Consider the following 22,528-nt stretch of genomic DNA (forward strand, 5'->3'; position numbering starts at 1 on the left):
TTAAGTGCAAGAATATAATCTGCTTTTTGTTGGATGATTTGTTTTGCTATTTCTTGTTGGCATCCCATCGCATCTAACGTAATGATACTGTTTTCAATATCGAGCAGGGTGAGTAATTCTGGTATCGCGGTGATTTCATTTGTTTTATTATCAACAGCCGTCTGTCCAAGCACTAACTGGTGTTGGCAACTCCATGCACTGACCGTGTGTAAGGCACTTTTTCTGTCTTTTGTGGTAAATGAACGCCGTGCGGTTTTGCCATCAATAGCGATGATATCTGCACCTGTGGTTTCAATCAGTGATGATATCCAAGATTGAAATGCCCTTTCTATTTCATTTGCTTTTAACCGACACATGACGCGCGCAATCGTGTCATGTTTTGGAATTCCTGCGTTGAACGTGCCGTATTTTTTTAACCAATCAAGTTTTAGGTGCCCAAAGTCTTCAATATCTTCCCATCCTTCTGCACCAGAGAGCACAGCGCTAATAGCAAGGAGAAGAATATCGATAAGTTCATGCTTTTTACAACGTTCAATGCGAGGATCTGTAATTGAATTAAAATGTTTCAGAAAAGTAGTGCTCATATTTATGCGACCAAGTAATTATTATGCCTTGATCTGATCACTACTTGCTCTATAAGTTCAATTTATAATGATCTTGCCGTGGTTTTAATTACTTATAGCGCTTAATCTATGGTTCAAGATTTACTATCTAAAAGGTTTGTGGAATAATGCGCGTCTCTTAGGGGAGTAGCCCGCTTAGTAATATCAATCGTGTTGGAAAAGTGAGTAATTATAGCGTTGTAATCGCTACAATAACCGCGCTTTAATATTATTGGTGTCACAAGTAAACTTATCAACATAATTGCACCTCACGTGCGTGGTAAGTTTGTAATGTTGTAGCAAGCATTATCGGCGAGACCTAGGTAGATAACTATCCTCAAGGCGGGAGATAGCTATTTGCCTTGGTTTAGTATTCCCGCCTGTAAGAATCAATAATGGAAGTTTTTTTAACCTCAACCGTCACTGTTGCCCTTGCGGAAATAGGCGATAAAACTCAGCTTTTATCGTTACTGCTCGCTGCTCGTTTTCATAATAAAATTGCACTCATTTTAGGTGTATTAGTCGCAACTATTATTAATCATGGCTTATCTGCTTGGTTTGGAGATTGGCTTAGTGGTAATTTTGCTATTGAGTACCTACCTTGGGTTGTGAATATTAGTTTTATTGTGGTTGGCCTTTGGCTGCTTATTCCTGATAAAGATGAAGCCGTGAACCATAAATACGATCGCTATGGCGCATTTTTAGTCGCTTTTGTATTCTTTTTTATTGCTGAAATTGGCGATAAAACACAAATAGCCACTGTGCTACTTGGCGCACAATATCAATCAGTATTGTGGGTTACTATTGGTACAACTGTGGGTATGTTAATTGCCAACGTACCGGTTATTTATGCAGGTAATGCGCTACTAAAACGTATTCCTTTAAATAAAGTGCGAATAATTGCAGCCAGTGTTTTTGTGCTGTTAGGGCTATATGGCTTAACAACTATTTAGGCTCAACACCTTTATTATTAAAAGCCCCCCGCTCATTATCCATAAGCGGGGGCTTTTAATTTTACATCAGCTTAAGTATTAAAACTGATATTTAGCAGATAAGTAAACACGTCTTGGCTCACCCGGAAAATGCCCAGTGCGATTAATAAAGCCGCTTGATGCGTACTCTTTATCAAACACATTTTTAATTGATACTTGCCACGTCCAGTTTTCTAACTGAGTTTTCCAGGCCATATTATAAATGGTATAAGGCTTTACATGGGTGCCATCTAAACTTACTTGCTGCTCAACATAATCAAGGCCAGCAGCAATAGATGAGTTAATGCTGGGTAGGTCATAGCGAGTCCATATGCCTGCAGTATTTTGGGGGGCATTGGCAAACTTATCAGAACCAGCAGCTTGCGCTGAAAAGCCTTCGCTTTGCTCGTTTATACGGGTATCGTTATACGCGTAACTGGCCGTTACTACCCAGCTATCGGTTATGTCGCCAACCACCTCTAGCTCAAAGCCATCGCTTTGCACTTCACCTAGCGATTCTAGCTGGTCAATACCCGAATCATTTTGTAGCAAGCTTGTTTGCAAAATATTTTTACGCACAATTTGATAGGTCGCGATATTAATCGCCAAGGAGTCATCAAATAATTTAGTGCGCAAGCCTAACTCTGTAATATAGCTATTTTCTGGGGAGAATGGCCCACCTACTAACTCAGATTGGCTTGCCGCATCTTGCGGCAAAAAGCCTGTACCATAAAGCGCATATGGAAAAAACGTATCGTTAATATTATAACTGGTGCCAATACGCACCGTAACATCACTATCTGAAAACTCAGTATTGCTGATCTGATCAGTATCTTCAAAGTGATCGTAGCGTAGCCCCGCTGTTATATTCCACTTTTCGGTAATATCTAGTTGATCTTGCAAATAAACCCCGAGCCTTTTAGATTCAGTACTAACAAATCGTGGGGTTATACTTTGTAAGTCGTAATCGGCGCCCGATGTTAAACCATATTGCGGATTGATTAACGATAGTCCAGGTACTGGTCCGCCTTTACTTGCTTGTTTGGCGGTGCGGTATATAGCATCAAATTTAGCAGCATAATAATCTGCGCCTACTAAAAACACATGCTCCATATTCGCAATCGTTGTTTGTGCTATTAAATTAGCAGTTAAACTCAAGCCTTGGTTTTCGCGCGCTTGATCTCTAAATTCACGTTCACTCCAATCAACTACACCGTCATTATCGGTATCTAACAAGCCCCGCGGTTCGTGATAGTTTTGCTGTTCGGTATTAGTAAAGTAACGCGCTGTTACATCTGTACTAAATATATCATTTAACTCATTTTTATAGGTTGCCTGATACACATCAGCTGACACTTTTTGATAATCGCTTGCTTCGTTATGGTTCCACTCACGATTAGCAATAAAGTCGCCGTTATCATCTACAGGTACGCCACGTAAACGGGCTCCTGCTAAGTCTTGATCTATATTAGTGTATTGCAGCACTAAATTTGACGCATTATCAAAGTCAAAGCGATAACCTAAATCGATAATGGTGTTGTCTTCGCCGGTGTTATACCTAAACGGATTTTGGCTTTCTTTATACACGCCCACTCTGTAGGCTTGTGTTTGCTCGTTGTTTACACTGCCTGTAGATTCAAAAGCACCACTAAAAAAGTCATCATTGCCAAGCTCTAGTTCTACTGTAGTTTTAGCAATATATTGTGGTTTTTTAGTCATGTAGTTAATAATGCCACCTGGATTACCACTACCATAAACCGCGCCACTTGGGCCTTTAAGCACTGCTACTTGCTCAATATTAAATAACTGCGGTACGGCAAAACCATTAAAAGGGTCACCTTTTACACCATCGTATAAAATTTCGTCTTGACGAAAGCCTCTAAATGTTACGCCCGAATAGCTAAAGCCATTAACGCCTGCAATGTTACTATATAAATCAGTAATTTGACGTGCTGCTTGGTCACTAATTAACGCTTGCGGTAATATTTGAATCGATTGAGGTATTTTTTCTAAGGGGGTATCTGTACGGGTACCAAATGCTGACTCGGTTGGCCTATATAACGAAAAAGCACGGCCTACTACTTCTATTTTTTCAATATTATTCTGAGCCGTTGCGCTATTGAGCGGTATTGTTGAGGGCGGTGCTGTTGTTGATTGTTCAGCTTCTTCGGCGGCAAATACACTGGTAGAATTAAATATAATTGATGAGATTGCGATAGATAAAAAAGTAAATTTCATAAGAGATAACTAACAATAATACAGTGCACGCATGTTAATGCTAACCACTCTCATTTGCAATTGGTTGTTTATATAAATAAAAGCTTGCGCTATGTACTCGTAACGCAATAGCAGCCTTTGGTGTCAGCAATTAATAACTGTGAATTAAACCCAGCTGTTAAGTTACTAATAACAGTTTCTACAAAACCGCTTCCTTGCGAGCACGCTAGTCCTTCGGATAGCGGCCCGGCATAAACAAAGTCCCCATTTTTATCAATAATTACAGCAGCAGGGGTTGCTGGAATGGCTTGCTTAAGTTGTTGTGTAAGTTGCAACTCTTGCACGGCAAGCCCTTTACTTTTTGCAAATGCTTGCAACATCGTAATGTGCGCTTGTGCTTGCTTAGTACAACCGCAATTTTGCTCTGTAATAATAACAAGCGATGCCACGGTATTACTAACCACTAACTGTTGTTTAAATTGCTCAAACCAATTTTGTTGCTTTAGCATTTGCGATTCATCAAACGGCTTTAGTTGCCCAAGCTGAAAGTACACCAGCCCAGTCACAACCAGTATAAACCACGCGGCAACAACCCCTACAATAAAGTAATTCGACTTACTTAAATTTTGCAATACTTTGCTCTAATACATCAATACTTACGTCAATTAACTGTACTTTAGCTGTTAACTGCTTAACTATTTTTGTGTCTTGGTATTGGTTTTGGCGCATTTTGTCTGTGCTTAGTGCTATTTGCGCCGTATTACCCGCTTGCTCGGCAACTACTTGAGCCACTGAGCTAGTACTGCTTGATACCGCTTTAATTTGTTCACTCATAGATGAAATGTTTTCTTTCATCGTGGTGCTTATTTTTGTTAAGTCGACTACAAAATCAACACATTGGCTCATAGACTGAGTAGATGTGCGGCTATTGCTAACCAAGTCTTTTAAGGTAGCGGCTATTTTAGCCGTAGTTGCTTGGCTATTAGTAGCAAGTGAGCGCACTTCTGATGCGACAACAGCAAAGCCACGACCATGCTCTCCGGCTCTAGCGGCTTCAATTGCGGCATTTAAAGCCAGTAAGTTAGTTTGATCTGCTATTCCCGATATTTCATTAAGTAAACCCGATATTACGTCGCCTGCGCCAACAAGATGATTTATTTGCTCTTCCGTATGATTAAGTAGTGTTAATAGCTCTCTGCTTTTACTGTCTGTTTGTGACACTTCTTGCAAGGCATTGGTTGCTGCTTGAGTAATATTATCTACTTGGTGTTTTAATACTTCACTTTCTTGCTCAACAAGTTTAAAGCCATGAGCAACTTGCGCACCAGAACTTGCAATATCGTCGGTTTGTTGGGTACGCTGATCTGCACCTTCGGTTAACTCATCGTGGACTTGGATCAGCTCTTGTGAGCTTACCTTTAATGACTCTGATTGAGTTTTTACTTGTTTAATTACATCTGACAAATACTCTAATAAGGTATTAAAGCCGGCTACCGCTTGGCTTTTTTGATCATCAGCACGTAAAGAAAGTTTAATATGATTAGGGTCTTGCATTATTTGCTCTGTCGCTGAGCTTAGCGATAGCCCGGCACTACGTTCGCGCTGCAATGTTTTAGCAATATAGCCTGCAACAAACACTTCAACAATGGCATAACCTGCATGTATTAGCACTGTTGTAAAGGCAAGCCTATCTGGATCAAACACGTAAAAACCTGTGTTTTGAGTTTGTAGGTAATAAAACGATAAGTGATGTACAGCAACGAACACAATAGCAGTTATAAAAACACGCCATTGCACAAACATAATTAACACCGCCATTAAAATAAATATTTCAAAATGCACTTCAATCAAACCATAGGTTTGTTGAATATGTAAAAAAGAAAACATCATAATGGCTGCAGCGACTACGTGAGGCGTTAAAGCATTATTAGGTTGGGTTTTTAATAGCCAAATTGGTAATAAGCAAAGCGGTAAGCCAACAATAAAGGCTTCGCTCAATGTGCCAAAATATAAACCAACACCTATTGATTCTATAAATAAAAGGCTAAAAATAACCGTAAATAAACGCGCAACACTAGACATAGTAGCCTTAAATTAAGTTTTTTAATAAAATTAAGCGAGGTAATACGTATTAAAGTTTAAAAAAGTTCATCGGTTACCCCTAACAAGCAAAAAAATGCTGAAATATTACACTTAACTTAACAAAGTAGACGAGTTAATTACATTATTTAAATATATTGACCTAATTGAATTGTTATTTACCCAACAAGCTAATAAGTTTATGTACAAGCAAAGCCGGCTATTTAACCTGCACTTTAGTTAGAACTTTATTATCCAGAGTTAAGGCTATTTAATAATAGGTAATATTTTTTTAAAGTTAGGTGTTGCTGCTTGCTTGGTCCATTGAAAAATAATGCTCTCGGTACTGGAAATGATCGCACCAGCTTGGCGTAGTTGCTCAGTAGCAATTATTTTGTGGTTGTCGTTACGTGAACCTATCGCATCAACTGCAATGATCACCTCATAGCCGTACTGCAATAAATCTAAGCATGTTTGCAACACACAAACATGCGCTTCGGTACCAATAACCACGACTTGCGGGCGAGTATACTTAGCGAGTTGCGCTAAAAACCCGGGCTCTGCACAGGCACTAAAGTGGGTTTTATGAAAATAATCTGCTTGTGGCAAAGCATCCTGTAAGGTTTGATTGGTTGCGCCCAAACCTTTTTTATATTGCTCTGTAATAAGGGTCGGTATTTTGTGCACTAAGCTGGCTTGCGATAACTGTAATGAGCACTTTAAAATAGCGCTAAAGTCAGCTATGGCTGGCTCAAGTTTCGTTTGTATATCAATAATTAATAACACACTGCGTAAAGCATCCACATTACTCATTTTGCTCATACTTCCTCCACTGTCCTGTTTAGTGTTAACTGCTTGTAACTAGATCACTCTAATACGAACACCAAAACAAAGCTACTCTGCTCGCTGTTAGTATTGTTCAACTAGGCTTAAATAAGTTATTAATACACTGATACAACTCATTTTTATTGATGGGTTTGGCTATAAAGTCATTCATACCGGCGTTTAAGCATTTTTCTTTATCTTCGGCAAACGCATTGGCAGTAATAGCTAAAATTAATACGTTTTTACAATCATTTGGCATGTGGCGTATTTTTTGTGTGCATTGGTAGCCATCCATATTGGGCATTTGGCAATCCATTAAAATCAAATCTGCGGGGTAGCTTTCTAAGCAATGTAACGCTTCAAGGCCATCGTTTGCCGTTTTTATCTCGCATCCCGTTGCAATCATCATTTTGGTGATTACTATTTGATTAATTGGATTATCTTCTACGATTAAAATACGTTTTGCTGCTAAATCAGGAACAGAACTGTCGGCTATCTCCTTAACTGGAGCCTGGCTTAGAATGAGTGGGATTTTTATTTTAAAACAGCTTCCTACCCCTTCTTCACTGCGCAGGGTAAGCGAGCCGCCCATCAGCTCAATTAATCGTTTACTAATTGTTAGCCCAAGCCCAGTGCCGCCATATTTTCGGGTAGTGGAAACATCAGCTTGTGTAAATTCTATAAATAAATTTTGTTGTTGCAGCGCAGAAATACCAATACCAGTATCGGTAATTTTAATGAACAAACAATCATCCTCTGCAAAGCAATCCATAGTAATTAAACCAGTGTCAGTAAATTTACCCGCATTACTGAGTATATTGTTGATAACTTGAGAAAAGCGTAGTGAGTCTAACGCTATAAATGGCGGTAATTCTGGAGCAATAGTTAGCTTAAATGTAACGTTAGCGCTTAATCCCGAGTTATCAAAAACAGTGGCTAATTGGCGTATTAGTTTTTTAATTTCAGTTGGTTGCACATCTAACTTTAGCGCATTAGCTTCTATTTTAGAAAAGTCGAGTATCTCATTTAAAATAAGCAGTAAGTTATGGGCACTTTGTTGGATCATTTGCAGCTCATTTTGTTCATCGGCAGCAATTTTAGAATTTTTTATTAGCAACTGAGTCATGCCCAAAATACCATTAAGCGGAGTGCGAATTTCGTGACTCATATTGGCCAAAAATAATGACTTAGTTTTATTTGCTTTATTAGCAATCCCTACAGCTTTAATTAGCTCCTGTGTTTTATCTTTAACTTGTTGCTCAAGCTTTAAATTAAAGTTTTTAAGCTGATTATTCAACGCTTCATTTTTACTGTTTGCGGTGCGTAACTTATTAAAGTTATTAGTCATCTTAAGGGCTAAACTTGCAAACTGTTGTTGTAACTTTTCAACCTCGTACCAGGTATTAGTATGCGAAACTAACCCTACTGTTTGTTCATCGGTTTCGAAGTTATCTATTTGCTCGGTTAACTTTATTATCGGCGTTACTAACCACTTACTTAGCTGCGTAATAAAAACACTGGTTAGTACAATTATAAATAAGATCAACACCAGAGATTGCCCCCACGCTTGGGCTGCAACATTATTGGCATACTTTTTATTCATTAATGTGAAAATACGCCAATGATTTAATGCCGATGTAGTGTCTTTTGAGTAATATTGCTGCGCGTTTGTTGCTGTAAATGCGCTTGTTTGTTTAAGACTTTGCAGCGCAACTACATCTTGTTTGCTAAGGGTTTGCATCTGCTTAAAGTCATTTAAGGTTGAAAATACAACCTGATTGCTTTTATCTAATATAATTAAGTCGGCTTGGCGCTTAAATAAGGTAGGTTGTAAATCACTAAAGTTTTCAAATAACAATGAGCCTTCTACTATCCCCTTAAATTGCTGGTTATTATAAACAGGGGCCGATATTGCCACTATTGATTGCTGTCCAAACCCTCTCCCTTTAAAAATACCAGAAATAAATCCATTTTGAGAATCAATTGCTTGGTAAAAATAATCGCGATCAGCAACATTAGCAACAGCCTTACCTTTTAACTGCTGTGTTTTTGACGTTGTGGGATAAAAGTAATTTACGTTGGCAAGTTCATCGGTACTTATAGCAGTTATAAACCCAGGATATAACTTCCCTAAAAGCTCAATAGCACTTTGTGGGCTATGCCCTACGCTAATATTTTGTGCGGTCAGTATTACTGCTTTGCGATGGTTTTCTAAATATAAATCTAGGCTTTGCGCTATTTGTTGGGACTTTTCGTTTAGTTGTGCGTTTATTTCGTATTCAACCCTAGAGTAATGGTTATTAATAAGCACAATTGAAGTAAGCACTACCACTAAAATAACGAGCAAAGTTACAATATAATTAAGGATTTTATACAAAGAACCATAATGGCGAGACCAAGAATGGCGATTAAAAAAGAAACTAAATAAATCAATTACGCATAAATAAATGGCGGCATTTAAACAATATTTAGCAAGCGCAGTAACCAAAGGTAAAAAGCTAATATTAAGAAAGTAATGCCCAAACCCCCACAGTAATGGCATTGCTACTACAAGCCAAAACAGCATTCCTCTAAAAAATAAAGGCCTAGAATAGCGCAGACAAAAAAAGTACACCCATAGTATTTCTAAACCAAAAACGATTGAAGGCCAAGCATGCCCCCAACGATAAAATATGCCTAGGGTGCTTAAAGTAAACACAACTAACGAATAGCGCCAGCCAAATAATAATAAGCTTAAAAGAACAAAAAATTGCCCTAATAAAAACTCAGAACTATTAATAAATAAGATTGGTAGGGTATTTACAAAAGCAGCGGTAATACCAAATAAACACGACACAATAAAGTTAAAGTAGCGATGCTTACTTGCTAGTAAAGGCATAATTAGATTCCAATAAATTGCTGTTGATTCAATTTGTTCCTACAACAGCTATTATTTACATATAGCTTAAACTAAGCCATATGCTGCAATTTGCCAAGTTTAATTAACACTACTGCAACTACTTTCAATTTGTAACACACTATTTGTTACATTAAATTTTGAACGCAACAGGTTTTCGACCTTTAAGCGACATGCTTTATCGTGTTTTTCAATGGTGCAGTGTTTTTTTAGCACTATATGCGCCCCCACTATTACCGTTTTATCTTTTCGTACTACAGTTACATTATGCACATTTTTTACATGCTGAATTGTGGTAATTGCTTGCTCAACTTTAGCTACTTTAGGGAGTTTATCTTTATTTATGTACAGCCCTTTAACGCAACTTATAATAACCTTAATACCGGTGAATAAAACGAATGAAGCAATTAACATGCTCGATAAAATATCGATAATATCCCAACCAGTCAGGTAAATTAACACTCCGGCTATAAAAGTAGAAATAGTAGATATAATGTCAAAAAACGAGTGTAAAAACACCGCATATACATTAATACTCGCTTTACGGCCTTTATATAACACCCAAGCAGCGGCACCATGAAACAAAAAACCAAGCGCGGCAATGGCCGACATTAAAAAGCTATTTATTTCAAGTTCGTTGCCTTCATGATGGTGCATAAAACGCTCGCCACCTTCATACAATATAACCAAGCTAATTGCTAAATATAAAAAGCCATTTATAAGGCCTCCTACTAACTCAGCACGCTGATAGCCATCGTTATAGGTTTTAGCAAAGTGAATCGCCAAGCTCGAGGCAATTAAAGCAATAAATAAAGAGCTGTTATGAACAAACAAGTGCCCTGCATCGGCTAATACTGCTAGTGAGTTGGCGTAATATGCGCCTATTAATTGAATAACCATAAAAGAGCAGGTGATCGCCAAAGCAATTAATAAACGGCGACGGGAAGCTTTATGTGTCGTTATTTCGGTCATGAAATACTTAAGTACCTATACTTAAAACAAAGTAAGCTTCGAAAAAGCTCAACGGGGAATACGTAATGATATACAGTATCAATTATAATACGTAAACCTAATAAACGCACTAAAAAATTGGGAAAATAGAAACTTCTGTACTAAAAGTATTTAAAAAGGTATAAAAATAACAATATATTATAAAAATAATAACGTTTAATGTTTAGCTTGGAGAAACAAGTGAGTGATGACTCAATACTAAAATTGTGGCAGGTTTTAAATAAACTCAGTTTAGCTATTTTATTATACGACAATAAAAATAATACTTATTGTGTTAATACTGCGGCGCAAACTTTATTTGATTTAAAGCATTGCGACAATTTAGATAGCACTGCATTTAATGCTGTCACCCTCCTGAGCGTGCATAATAATAAACATATTGCTATTGAGTCATTATTCGATTCAAAAACTAGCGCTAATATACAGCTAAAAAAACAACAACAAAGCATACCGTTAAATATCGCCCTTACCCAATTATCTGATTCTGTTTCTATGTTGTGTTTAGAGCCTTTAAAAAGCGATGTAATTGAGCTCTATAATTTTGATCGGGTTATTTCTGAAATATCAACAGACTTAATCGACATACAAAATGATGATATAGATTTGCATATTAATTTTGCGTTAAAAGCCATTGGCACTGCATTTGCTGCCGATCGCAGTTATTTATTTGAATTTAATACCGACAACGAAACCATTACTAACACCCACGAATGGGTGAATGAAGGCATTGAACCTTTCAAACAAAGATTACAAAATGTGCCAAAAACCGAGCTACCCTACTTTTTTGAAGTAATGAACGCTACGCATTTGTTTCAGGTAAACGATGTTTTAAAATTACCTCAAGCAGCAAACGCTGAAAAAGTTGAGTTTCAGATACAAAAAATACAATCTGTTTTATGCATAGGGCTCCTTTTTGATAAAGAGCTTATTGGTTTTATAGGCTGTGACTGTGTTAATTTTAAGCGCGCATGGACACACATTGATCTGATCAGAATAAAATTAGTGGGCGAAATAATTGCCAACGCATTAAAAAATATAGATTACAAAAAAAAGCTGCAACTAGCCCAGCAACAACTTATTACTGCTAATCAAAAATTAAGTTTATTAGTTAATACTGATGGTTTAACTAATATAGCCAATCGCCGCTGTTTTGATGAAACACTTAAAAGTGAAATACGACGTTGTGCTCGTAATAAGCAATCACTTAGCTTGATTATTTGCGATATAGACTTTTTTAAACGCTATAACGACAATTATGGCCACCAAAAAGGCGATGACGCACTTAAGCTAGTTGCTAAAACACTAAATCAACTTTGCAGGCGCGAGGGCGATTTAGCTGCGCGTTATGGCGGGGAAGAATTTGCAATTATTTTGCCTTTGCTTAAGTCTGCAGAGTGTCATCGATTTGCATTATTATTACAACAAAAAATAGCGCAGCTAAACATAGTACATAGCGACTCTAGTGTTGCAAAAACAATCACACTTAGCGTGGGCTTTTATAGCGCATATCCAACTAAAAACACCCGCCCCGAAACAATTATTAATAATGCTGATGCAGCCTTATATGAAGCTAAAGAAACGGGCCGTAATAAAATTTGTCAGTTTTTTGAAAGTAATTGAATATCACCTTACTAACTATTTTATAGTGAAACCACATCAGTAATGTTACTCTAGCAACGTTGAAATTATAAACAACACTAACAATTCAACTTGTTAACTCTTTATTATTAGAAGGAATATTTACATGGACCCGATTGCACAAGTGCTCAATACAATATTTACCGTTGAAGCATTTTTACTCATTTTTGTTTTAGTACTGCTAAAAAGTAGTGTCAAATTTGTACCACAAAACCGCGCTTGGTTAATAGAACGCTTTGGTAAGTATCAATCAACTAAAGAAGCAGGTCTAAACTTTATCATCCCATTTATTGATCGTATTGCTGCAGATCGCAGTTTAAAAGAACAAGCACAAGACGTGCCTTCACAGTCGGCAATCACTAAAGATAATATTTCGCTTACTGTAGATGGTGTTTTGTATTTCCGTGTGCTTGACCCATATAAAGCAACCTACGGCGTTGATGATTACATATTTGCTGTAACTCAGCTTTCGCAAACAACCATGCGTTCTGAGCTTGGTAAAATGGAATTAGATAAAACTTTTGAAGAGCGTGACGTACTGAACACTAATATTGTAACTTCTATCAACCAAGCGGCAGAGCCTTGGGGCATTCAAGTATTACGTTACGAAATAAAAGATATTGTGCCACCACAATCTGTAATGGAAGCGATGGAAGCACAAATGAAAGCAGAGCGAGTTAAACGCGCACAAATACTTGAATCTGAAGGTGACCGTCAAGCCAATATCAATGTGGCCGAAGGGCGTAAACAAGCACAGGTATTAGGTGCTGAAGGTGAAAAGGCAGAACAAATTTTACGCGCAGAAGGTGAAGCAAAAGCAATTATTGCAGTTGCCGAAGCACAAGCCGAAGCCCTGCGTAAAGTGGGTGAAGCTGCCGATACAGAGCAAGGTCAAAAAGCAATTCAGCTTGATTTAGCAACTAAAGCAATAGCTGCAAAAGAAGCCATTGCCAGAGAGTCATCAATTGTATTGCTTCCTGATAATGCCACCGATGCAAGCTCAATGGTTGCACAAGGTATGGCCATTATTAATAGCTTAAATAAAAAGCATCAAGGCTAATAACTAAATAAAGGAGTCGGTATGGAATTTATTACCCAAAATTTACCACAAACCTTAATGGTACTTGGGGTTCTTGCGCTGATCATAGAAGTAGCCGTATTGGGGCTCTCTACCTTTATATTGTTATTTTTTGGCTTATCGTTATTTATAACCGGGCTGCTCATGAGTATGGGAATATTAGCCGACTCTATGACCACTGCGCTTTGGAGTAATACTCTAATAACAGCTGCAATTTCTATATTGCTTTGGAAGCCCCTAAAGCGGATGCAAAATAATGTTGAGCGTAAACCAGTTAATAGCGACTTTGCAGAGCTGACTTTTGTACTTAACCAAGATGTGACTATTGAAGGGTTAAGTACTCATCAGTATTCTGGCATTAGCTGGCAACTTAAAAGCAAACAGCCCATTAGCGCCGGTACGCAAGTTAAAGTAACTAAAAAAGAAGTTGGTGTAATGTGGGTTCAAAGCATTTAAAAACCTACAGCAATTATATTTTTCTAAACAGTTAAAATAACAATAAACGGGCAATTAAACACTGCCCGTTTATTTTGTTGAGTATTTATAATAAATAATCGCCTACCTCCTCCCTCGCACTTTGCTAACTAAGTTGATAGCATTAAAAAATGATGTAAGGAATATATCGTTATGACAAATCAACATAAACACACTTTGGTTGTTGAAGGGGGTGCAATGCGCGGTATTTTTGCAGCCGGTGTACTTGATGAGTTTTTAAAACAAAACTATCAACCATTTGCACGTTATTTTGGCGTATCTGCAGGGGCTACAAATGTAGCCGCCTATTTATGCAAGCAACCAATGCGCAATTACAAAGTGATCACCGACTATTCATGTCGTCCTGAGTTTATTAATCTTGCGCGCTTTATAAAGGGTGGCCATTTATTTGATTTAGACTGGCTATGGCAAGAAACCATTCGTGAAATACGGCTAAACACCGAAGTGTTTGCGCAAAACCCGGCAGACTTTTATATTGTTACTACGGCTATCGAATCGGGTAAAGCCCATTACTTAAAAGCCACCAGCACCGATATGGTCGAGCAATTAAAAGCGTCTTGTGCTATTCCTATTGCGTATCGCGACTATCCAATAATTAATAATATAGCCATGACCGATGGCGGCGTAGCCGACTCTATTCCCGTTATAAAAGCGTATGAAATGGGTGCACGTGAAATAACCGTTATTTTATCTCAGCCTTTGGGTTATCGTAAAAGGCCAAGTAAAGCACCATGGTTAACTAAACAAATATATAAAAACTACCCGGCACTTATTAACACAACCCTCACCAGAGCCGATGTTTATAACCACAGTATTGATTTTATTAATAACCCACCCGCTGATTGCCGGGTAAATATTATAGCGCCACCAGTTAATTTTAAAGTGGGCCGTACCACTAAAAAGCTTGCAACCCTTAACACTGGCTACCAAATGGGTGTAGACGCCGCAAAAGCATTTTTAGCTTAATTCAAAACTAACTTTGTATTATTTAAAATTACTGCCCTTTATTTTAAATAAACATTAAAACACTTTAGATATTGTTAATAAGCTCTTATCCTATGGCGGAATTTTGATAAGTGAGTTATGTATTGTTTCTCATGAAATATTATGAGCATTAGCAACTCCCATTGTATTTTTTATTAAGTATTTAGGAACACATTGAACGTGGACATTTTTAACGCAATTATTTTAGGTATTATTGAAGGTATTACTGAGTTTTTACCTATTTCGTCAACCGGGCATATTATTGTAGCAGCGCAATGGTTGGGTATAGAAGCAACGGCTACTAATCAAGCATTCGGCGTAATTATTCAATTAGCCGCCATTTTAGCGGTACTAGCCAACTATAAAGATAAGTTCACTCCAAAACATCTTAACTTATGGATAAAAGTAGCCATCGCATTTATTCCGTTAGGCATTATTGCTTTCATTTTTAGTGACGTAATAAAAGCACTATTTAACGTACCTGTTGTGGGAGTAATGTTTATTGTTGGTGGGGTGATTTTTTTACTGCTAGAGCGCAATTATAAAGAACAAAACTGCACCACTACCGATGTTACTCAAGTGACTTATAAGCAAGCAATATGGATTGGTATAGCCCAAGTATTTGCACTTATTCCTGGTACAAGCCGTGCGGGTAGCTCTATTGTAGGTGCTATGTTGTGTGGCTTAAACCGCAAAGCCAGTGCTGAATTTTCATTTTTACTTGGTTTACCTGTACTTGCTGCAGCGTCTGGGTATGATTTGCTAAAGCATTATGACTTATTTACTTTTGACGATTTAACCGCCCTTGCTGTAGGCTTTGTTACCTCTTTTATAGTGGCCTATTTTACAATTAAATTATTTATCCGCTTTTTAGAAAACTTTACTTTTGTAAGTTTTGGTATTTACCGCATTGTATTTGGTGTTATTTTATTAACCATAGCTTACGTTTAAAACATATTTAAGAGAGAAAATAATGAACGAAAAAATAAATCAAGAAGCACTCCACGCACTTAAAATAGCATTTACCTACATGCCTAAAGCAATCGAGGTGACTAAATACGAGTACGGCGAGCGTTATCAAACCGTACTTGATCATATTGAAGCCGTGCGCGAAACACTTCTCATAAACGATGTAGATCCTGAGGAAGTAGGCGGCGATATAAATCCAGAGTACACACCAAATTCAACCTATTAAATAATCATAAATTGCGTTAGCTTATTTACTATTATTTAACTAGTATATTTACTAAGTATTTTTAACTAACACTCTAAAAAGTAAGGATCTATTATGAATAACAAAGTGATTGGTATTGTGCTTATTATTATTGGCGTTGCGTTGGCTATTTGGGGGTATGATGTTTATGAAGCAGCTGGCTCACAAGTTAGCCGCGCGCTAAGTGGCGACACGCCAATAGAAGCATGGGCCGGTATGATCGGTGGAGCTGTGTGTATAATAGTCGGCATTACCAGGGTTAAGTAACATACAGCTTATAAACGCTGCATGTTAAAAAACAAAAATAATCAGTGTTTATTTAACCCCTAAATTAAATATAAAAAAAGCCGCCTTTGGAGAAGGGCGGCTTGGGTGAACAAACAGCTATGGGTGTATTTTTGCTGTTATATCAAGAGACGTTTTTTAACTAACCTGATGCAGATTAACTAAATTAAGCTTGCTCTGTTTCATCGCTGTGGCGAATTAAGTAATCAAACGCACCTAAACTGGCTGTTGCACCACTGCCCATAGCAATTATTATTTGCTTAAATGGCGTATTGGTTGCATCCCCCGCACCATAAACGCCTGGGAGTGATGTTGCGCCTTTGGCATCAATTAAAATCTCACCAAATTTGCTCAGTTCAAGCTCGCTGTCTTTTAGCCATTCTGTATTTGGTATTAAACCAATTTGTACAAATATGCCCGCAAGAGTGAGTTGCTTACTGTCGCCACTTACGCGGTCGGTGTAAGTTAAACCGGTTACTTTTTTGCCATCGCCGAGTACTTCGGTTGTTTGTGCACTTTTAATAATAGTAATATTAGCCATACTGCTAGCTTTGCGAATAAGTACTTCGTCGGCACGTAATGTATCGGCAAATTCAAGTACCGTTACATGCTCTACAATATTGGCTAAATCAATCGCGGCTTCTATACCTGAATTACCGCCACCAATTACCGCAACTGGTTTGCCTTTAAATAAGGGCCCATCGCAATGTGGGCAATATGCCACACCGTGGCCACGATATTGTTGCTCGCCAGTCACGTTCATTTCGCGCCAGCGTGCACCTGTTGCCAGTACCAGCGACTTAGCACTCAGTACCGCGCCGTTTTCTAGAGTAATTTCGTAACCATTATTATTGCGACTAAGCCTAGCTGCGCGTTGATTATGCATTACATCTACATCGTATTCTTTTACGTGCTCTTCTAGTTGCGCTACCAGTTTTGGCCCTTCGGTGGCTTTAATCGAAATAAAGTTTTCGATTGCTAAAGTATCGGCTACTTGTCCGCCAAACCTATCTGCAACAATACCGGTGTTTAACCCTTTTCGTGCTGAGTAAATAGCAGCCGATGCACCCGCAGGCCCACCACCAATAACTAACACGTCAAACTTTTCTTTTTTACTTAACGACTCAGCTTGGCGCATTGCACCTTTGCTATCTACTTTATTGAGTATGTCGGTTAGGCTTAGTGCACCTTGGCTAAATGGTTCGCCATTTAAATAAACAGCCGGTACAGCTAAAATGTTGCGCTCTTCTACTTCGCCTTGAAATAACGCGCCATCTATCATGGTGGCTTTAATTTTATTATTCGTTGCTGCCATTGTATTTAAAGCCTGCACTACTTGTGGGCAGGTTTGACAACTTAAGCTTATATACACTTCAAAATTAAGCGCTTGGTCGAGCGACTTTATTTGTTCAATGTCCTCGGCTTTTGCTTTACTGGTATGTCCGCCAGTGTGCAATAGCGCTAACACTAAACTAGTGAATTCGTGGCCCATAGGTACACCCGCAAACGTAATATGGGTGTTTTTAATAGGTGAATGTACAACCATTGACGGACGACGCGCGCTTGTGTCTGGGTTGTTTATTACCGTAAATTTATCGCTTAGTGAGGCTAAATCATTTGCTAAGCTTGCTACTTCTGTTGATTTTTTGCTGTCGTCCAAGGCGATAAGCAGCTCAACAGGTTGAGTAAGCGATTCAAAATGGCTTTTTAATTGATTTTTTATGTTGTTATCTAACATGGCTTAACCCTTTTAGAAAATTTAAACAGCAAGCCTCCCATGCCAAATAATGCATGTGCTTAAACAAGTATATTGATATAGGAGGCACCAACAAACGGATGTTCGTTGATTTAAGGGCAGTTACCTGCCCTTACTTGGTAAATCGAGTACTTAGATTTTACCAACTAGGTCTAGTGAAGGTGCAAGTGTGTCTTCACCTGGCTGCCAAGATGCAGGGCAAACTTCACCGTCGTGCGTTGCAATGTATTGTGCAGCTTGTACTTTACGAACAAGTTCTTTAGCGCTACGGCCAATACCTAAATCGTGAGTTTCGATAATTTTAATTTCGCCTTCTGGGTTCATTACAAATGTTCCGCGAAGTGCTAAGCCTTCTTCTTCGATCATTACGCCAAAGCTACGTGTAATACGCCCTGTTGGGTCGCCAATCATAGGGTAAGTAATTTTACCTATTGTGTCTGACGTGTCGTGCCATGCTTTGTGAGTAAAATGAGTATCAGTAGATACTGAATAAACTTCTACGCCCATTTCTTGTAATTGTGCGTAATAATCTGCCATGTCGCCAAGTTCAGTTGGACATACAAAAGTGAAATCAGCTGGGTAAAAGAAGAAAATAGACCATTTACCAAGTACGTCTTTTTCAGATAATTCTACAAAGTCGCCGTTGTGGTAAGCGGTTGCATTGAATGGTTGTAATTTTGTGTTGATTAATGAAGTGCTCATGGTATTTCCTCATTTATGTTTAATGTATTTAAAAAGTAATCAACGCTATCGTTTTAAACGACCTTCTGCGTTGGCTTGATTAATACTATAAGACTAATGAAGATTTAAATAAAATTGATTGTTTAGATTGATTCAATCAGTTTTTAAGATGGTGGTTTGGCAAATTACTTTTATACGCAATTTTTTAAGGTAGCTATTAGTAATACTGTTACAATAGCCGCGCTAAATACTCACCATATAAACGAGGCGCGCTGTTATGGAAAAATTTATTAACCACATACAACTAGGCTACTTGGGCTTGCTCCCATTTTTAGGCTGTGTTGGTTGGCCACTAATGTTTGGCAGTAACAGTGTAAACTTAGAGTTTTTTACTTTTTACAGCATTGCTATTTTAGCCTTTATGGCGGGTAATTTATGGCGCGCTGGTGAGCAAAGTTACAGTAATGCTATAAAAGCAGTTATTGTAGTTATACCTGTACCGTTTTTATCATTTTTACCAGTTGAATGGGCGCTTGCATGGTTAGCGGTAAGCTTTTGGTTGGTGCTTATTTTTGAAAAAGCCTCACCGCAATGGCAAAGCTACCATAAAGATTATCAAAAAATGCGTTTTGTACTTACCTCTGTCGTGTTTGTATGCCATATATTTACTATTGGTATGAGCATTTACCCTAACTAATTTACACTATTGCGCTTAAGGGCACACCATGATTGACCAATTGCGCCAGCAACTTAATACGCTTGGCGAAAACTACGTAGAAAAAAAAGCGGTATTTAAAATTAAAGTTATTCCATTTTTTTGCGCCATTAGTATAAAAAAAGATCATAAAAGTGAAGGCCGTCTGAGCTTTTATTCTAATCAACTCATTGAAATACTTATGGTGGTATTATTTGTTTTGTTTGGCTTATCTATTTACGACATAGACGCTGGCTTTACCCATGGCCCTATTCATATTATGTTCGCAATTTTAATTACCTTTAACCTTATACTTAAGCAAGTGGCCATTGAAGGGTTAAAAACACGTTTAGCCATGCTGCGTTTATATGAGCAACAAGCGCTAAATAATAACGCCGACGTTATCATTGCAAATAGCGATAAAAATACTAAATAACTTATGTACCTAAATCCCAAATGGAAAATACTCACTGTGGGCGATGGCGATTTATCGTTTTCTAACGCGCTGCATCAACACCTAAAGCCGAGTTTGTTGGTTGCCTCTACGTTTGATGACGCAGCAACTATTGAGTATAAATACCAAGACAATGCACTAAGCACTTTAAAAGCCAATAAAGTAACCGTACTTAATAGTTTTGATGTTACAAAACCCCATTGCTGGCAAAACCTAAACGTTAACTTACATAGCTTTGATGTGGTTATTTTTCAATTTCCGCTTGTTCCTGCCTTTGTGGGCCGCGAAGCGTTTGAAAACAATACTCAACAAACCAGTATGAACGTATTTAATCGTGCTTTACTGCACCAATTTATAAAATACGCTAACGAGTATGCACTTAACCCCAATGGCCCAATGCTGTGCTATATCACTTCAAAAGACGTAAAGCCTTATCGGGAGTGGAATATAGAAGGCAGTTTAAATGCACATTTAAACGCTGAGTATTTAGGGCAAATGCCGTTTGATATTAGCCGCTTTGCTGGTTATAAAATTCGCAATGTTGACCGTGATAAACACGTAAAAGACACAAGCGGTATTATCTATGTATTTAGCCCAAAACAGCATAGCGAGTTAAGCTGCCATCTTACTTTGCCGCATTATTTGACCCCAAATCACTGCCCACTTTGTCGTGTTGGCCCTTATATGGCAACCGAGGACGAAAACAAACACTTAAATGCCAAAAAGCATCAGCAAATGCTGCGCCTAGAACACGACTGGCAACAATGGCTTAATGCCTTTTATGCTTAACGCTTAATTTAAGGATTAGCCTGCTTAATTAAATCGGCCGCTTTTTCAGCAATAGCAATAACCGCAGCATTGGTGTTACCGGTTATTATGCTGGGCATAATTGAGGCGTCTACTACACGTAGCCCTTGTATAGCGTAAACTCGCAGCTCATTGTCAACCACTGCAAGTGGATCATTACCCATTTTACAGGTGCCTACCGGATGGTATTCGGTATCGGCCGTTTGACGAATAAATTCAATCAATTGCTCATCGTTATTTATATCAAGCGGGTAAACCATGTCACCACGAATGGCATCAAATGCACTGCTTTGCATTATTTGTAGTGTTTTTTTAAGGCCCTGTAACATCACTTTTATATCGTCGGGATGGCTTAAATAATTAGGATCGATTAGCGGCGCGCGGCGCGGATCACTATCGGCTAACTTAACAGCACCGCGGCTTTTAGGGCGCATAATACTACTATGAATACTGTAACCATGGCCGGTGTGTAATTTTCGGCTGTGATCATCCACTAAACCCAGCACAAACTCTAGCTGTACGTCTGGCGCAGGGGAGTCATCAAATAACTTAATAAATGCATGCGACTCTGCAAAGTTAGTAGTTAAGCACCCTTGGCGCTTACTAAACCAATCTATACAGCCTTTTAACACCCTAGCAGCCCCTGGGATACTCAAACCAAACGTGCCTTTACTGGTTTTTGCTCTATACAAAGGCACCACTGTAAGGTGGTCGTGTAAGTTAGCCCCCACCCCTTCTAATGGTACTATCACCTTAATATTATGTGCGTGTAAATGGTTGCTGGGGCCAACTCCTGAAAGCATTAATAGTTGCGGCGAATTAATTGCCCCGGCACTGAGGATCACTTCGTTATTGGCGTATAAATTAACCACCTGTTTATTACGTTCAATTTGTACACCTTGCGCCATATTATTGTTTATTATTACTTTATTTACATGGCTATTGGTTAATACGGTTAAGTTTGCACGTTTTAAATGAGGAGTTAAGTACGCTTTAGCTGCGCTGCAACGCTCTCCATTATGTTGCGTAACCTGTGAAAGCCTAGCACCTTGCTGCTCGGTTGCATTTATATCGTTATTTAAACTCACCCCTTGCTCAACGCAGGCATTTAAAAAACATTGATTTACTGGGCTTGGCTCATTCAATTCTTGTACGTGAAGTGGCCCTTGTGTGCCATGTAACTCACTATTGGTAAATGTTTTATTGTTTTCGGCTTTTATAAAGTAGGGTAATAAACTGTCATAATCCCAGCCACTATTGCCATTGCCCGCCCACTGATCGTAATCGTATTTATTGCCTCTAATATACACCATGGCATTAATAGAGCTTGAGCCACCCAATACCTTACCTCGTGGCATAAAACCACAGCGATTATTCAGCTCTTTTTGCGCTACTGTATTGTAATGCCAGCTATTAATACCATAAGGCACACTTGCAGCAACCCCTGCAGGCATTTGTACAAAAGCAGTATTATCGCTAGAGCCTGCTTCAATTAAGCACACACTTACATTAGCATTTTCTGATAGCCGCGAGGCAATAACACACCCTGCACTGCCCGCGCCTACTACAATGTAGTCAAATGTTGTATTCATAGCATGCCTTTTATAATTTTCACAAATTGCCCATAACCACAATATTGCATAGATAAAAACATAAAAACTTGATATTTTTAGACACTCAACAGCAAAGGTTAACTATGAGCAGCTTAATAAGAGCCTGACGTGGTTTAATGGATTCGACTACCCAAGTTAAGAGATAATCAACTTAACTGGAGATCGATAATGACAAAACGTAAAAAGTATTCCAAAGAATTTAAACTTGATGCCATCGCATTAGTTGTTG

The 22,528-nt window shown here is 38.3% G+C and carries 21 protein-coding genes; 11 read left to right on the forward strand and 10 right to left on the reverse strand.

Going from position 1 to position 22,528, the window contains the following annotated elements; translation table 11 throughout:
- The coding region (locus H5058_RS16470) for an ISAs1 family transposase (protein WP_182679069.1) at window positions 1-584 on the reverse strand (584 nt) is incomplete at its 3' end.
- 413 nt (window positions 585-997) lie between these two features.
- On the opposite strand from H5058_RS16470, the gene H5058_RS16475 reads away from it, so the two are divergent.
- A complete protein-coding gene (locus H5058_RS16475) occupies window positions 998-1,555 on the forward strand; it encodes a TMEM165/GDT1 family protein (RefSeq protein ID WP_182679071.1) in 558 nt (185 codons plus the stop codon).
- 78 nt (window positions 1,556-1,633) lie between these two features.
- Here the strand turns inward: H5058_RS16475 and H5058_RS16480 are convergent, their stop codons facing one another.
- The 6 genes from H5058_RS16480 to H5058_RS16505 all read right to left on the reverse strand — a co-directional run bounded on the left by H5058_RS16480 (window position 1,634) and on the right by H5058_RS16505 (window position 10,562).
- The gene (locus H5058_RS16480) at window positions 1,634-3,811 is read right to left on the reverse strand and encodes a TonB-dependent siderophore receptor (RefSeq protein ID WP_182679073.1); all 2,178 of its coding nucleotides are present in this window, start codon (window positions 3,809-3,811) and stop codon (window positions 1,634-1,636) included.
- Between the two features lie 89 nt (window positions 3,812-3,900).
- Window positions 3,901-4,422 carry a DUF6436 domain-containing protein gene (locus tag H5058_RS16485; RefSeq protein WP_182679075.1) on the reverse strand — a complete coding sequence of 174 codons (522 nt, stop codon included), beginning with the start codon at window positions 4,420-4,422 and terminating at the stop codon, window positions 3,901-3,903.
- Complete coding sequence (locus H5058_RS16490; RefSeq protein WP_089369183.1) at window positions 4,406-5,872, reverse strand: methyl-accepting chemotaxis protein; 1,467 nt, start codon at window positions 5,870-5,872, stop codon at window positions 4,406-4,408. The genes H5058_RS16485 and H5058_RS16490 overlap by 17 nt, the downstream gene beginning before the upstream one ends.
- A 264-nt stretch (window positions 5,873-6,136) precedes the next feature.
- The gene (locus H5058_RS16495) at window positions 6,137-6,691 is read right to left on the reverse strand and encodes an isochorismatase family protein (protein WP_011329906.1); all 555 of its coding nucleotides are present in this window, start codon (window positions 6,689-6,691) and stop codon (window positions 6,137-6,139) included.
- Between the two features lie 97 nt (window positions 6,692-6,788).
- The gene (locus H5058_RS16500) at window positions 6,789-9,572 is read right to left on the reverse strand and encodes a response regulator (RefSeq protein WP_182679077.1); all 2,784 of its coding nucleotides are present in this window, start codon (window positions 9,570-9,572) and stop codon (window positions 6,789-6,791) included.
- Window positions 9,573-9,671: 99 nt separating this feature from the next.
- The gene (locus tag H5058_RS16505; protein WP_011329904.1) at window positions 9,672-10,562 is read right to left on the reverse strand and encodes a cation diffusion facilitator family transporter; all 891 of its coding nucleotides are present in this window, start codon (window positions 10,560-10,562) and stop codon (window positions 9,672-9,674) included.
- 219 nt (window positions 10,563-10,781) lie between these two features.
- On the opposite strand from H5058_RS16505, the gene H5058_RS16510 reads away from it, so the two are divergent.
- The 7 genes from H5058_RS16510 to H5058_RS16540 all read left to right on the forward strand — a co-directional run bounded on the left by H5058_RS16510 (window position 10,782) and on the right by H5058_RS16540 (window position 16,276).
- Window positions 10,782-12,221 carry a diguanylate cyclase domain-containing protein gene (locus H5058_RS16510; RefSeq protein ID WP_182679080.1) on the forward strand — a complete coding sequence of 480 codons (1,440 nt, stop codon included), beginning with the start codon at window positions 10,782-10,784 and terminating at the stop codon, window positions 12,219-12,221.
- Between the two features lie 124 nt (window positions 12,222-12,345).
- Window positions 12,346-13,299 (forward strand): slipin family protein, encoded by a 954-nt coding sequence (locus H5058_RS16515; RefSeq protein WP_011329902.1) that lies wholly within the window; start codon window positions 12,346-12,348, stop codon window positions 13,297-13,299.
- 21 nt (window positions 13,300-13,320) lie between these two features.
- A complete protein-coding gene (locus tag H5058_RS16520) occupies window positions 13,321-13,773 on the forward strand; it encodes an NfeD family protein (protein WP_011329901.1) in 453 nt (150 codons plus the stop codon).
- 171 nt (window positions 13,774-13,944) lie between these two features.
- Window positions 13,945-14,778 (forward strand): patatin family protein, encoded by an 834-nt coding sequence (locus tag H5058_RS16525; RefSeq protein ID WP_179807811.1) that lies wholly within the window; start codon window positions 13,945-13,947, stop codon window positions 14,776-14,778.
- A 198-nt stretch (window positions 14,779-14,976) separates the two neighbouring features.
- Window positions 14,977-15,747 (forward strand): undecaprenyl-diphosphate phosphatase, encoded by a 771-nt coding sequence (locus H5058_RS16530; protein ID WP_011329899.1) that lies wholly within the window; start codon window positions 14,977-14,979, stop codon window positions 15,745-15,747.
- 22 nt (window positions 15,748-15,769) lie between these two features.
- Window positions 15,770-15,991 (forward strand): hypothetical protein, encoded by a 222-nt coding sequence (locus H5058_RS16535; protein WP_011329898.1) that lies wholly within the window; start codon window positions 15,770-15,772, stop codon window positions 15,989-15,991.
- A gap of 93 nt (window positions 15,992-16,084) precedes the next feature.
- Window positions 16,085-16,276 carry a DUF3185 family protein gene (locus H5058_RS16540; protein ID WP_011329897.1) on the forward strand — a complete coding sequence of 64 codons (192 nt, stop codon included), beginning with the start codon at window positions 16,085-16,087 and terminating at the stop codon, window positions 16,274-16,276.
- 184 nt (window positions 16,277-16,460) lie between these two features.
- Here the strand turns inward: H5058_RS16540 and ahpF are convergent, their stop codons facing one another.
- Together ahpF and ahpC are read right to left on the reverse strand one after the other, a co-directional pair.
- A complete protein-coding gene (gene ahpF / locus H5058_RS16545; protein WP_182679082.1) occupies window positions 16,461-18,032 on the reverse strand; it encodes an alkyl hydroperoxide reductase subunit F in 1,572 nt (523 codons plus the stop codon).
- 150 nt (window positions 18,033-18,182) lie between these two features.
- Window positions 18,183-18,752: an alkyl hydroperoxide reductase subunit C gene (ahpC, locus tag H5058_RS16550; RefSeq protein WP_011329895.1), complete on the reverse strand. Its 570-nt coding sequence runs from the start codon at window positions 18,750-18,752 to the stop codon at window positions 18,183-18,185.
- Between the two features lie 256 nt (window positions 18,753-19,008).
- Between ahpC and H5058_RS16555 the strand changes: the two genes are divergently transcribed.
- Genes H5058_RS16555 through H5058_RS16565 form a run of 3 tightly spaced genes read left to right on the forward strand, consistent with a single transcriptional unit; the run spans window position 19,009 to window position 20,668 of the window.
- Entirely contained in the window at window positions 19,009-19,428 is a 420-nt protein-coding gene (locus tag H5058_RS16555) for a DUF3429 domain-containing protein (RefSeq protein ID WP_011329894.1), read from the forward strand.
- Window positions 19,429-19,456: 28 nt separating this feature from the next.
- Complete coding sequence (locus tag H5058_RS16560) at window positions 19,457-19,861, forward strand: hypothetical protein (protein ID WP_011329893.1); 405 nt, start codon at window positions 19,457-19,459, stop codon at window positions 19,859-19,861.
- Window positions 19,862-19,864: 3 nt separating this feature from the next.
- Window positions 19,865-20,668 carry a class I SAM-dependent methyltransferase gene (locus H5058_RS16565; protein ID WP_182679084.1) on the forward strand — a complete coding sequence of 268 codons (804 nt, stop codon included), beginning with the start codon at window positions 19,865-19,867 and terminating at the stop codon, window positions 20,666-20,668.
- 8 nt (window positions 20,669-20,676) lie between these two features.
- Here the strand turns inward: H5058_RS16565 and H5058_RS16570 are convergent, their stop codons facing one another.
- The gene (locus H5058_RS16570; protein WP_182679085.1) at window positions 20,677-22,278 is read right to left on the reverse strand and encodes a GMC family oxidoreductase; all 1,602 of its coding nucleotides are present in this window, start codon (window positions 22,276-22,278) and stop codon (window positions 20,677-20,679) included.
- Window positions 22,279-22,528: the final 250 nt, after the last annotated feature.

This window comes from Pseudoalteromonas sp. SR45-4 (assembly GCF_014163535.1).
In the GTDB taxonomy this organism is placed as follows: domain Bacteria; phylum Pseudomonadota; class Gammaproteobacteria; order Enterobacterales; family Alteromonadaceae; genus Pseudoalteromonas; species Pseudoalteromonas nigrifaciens.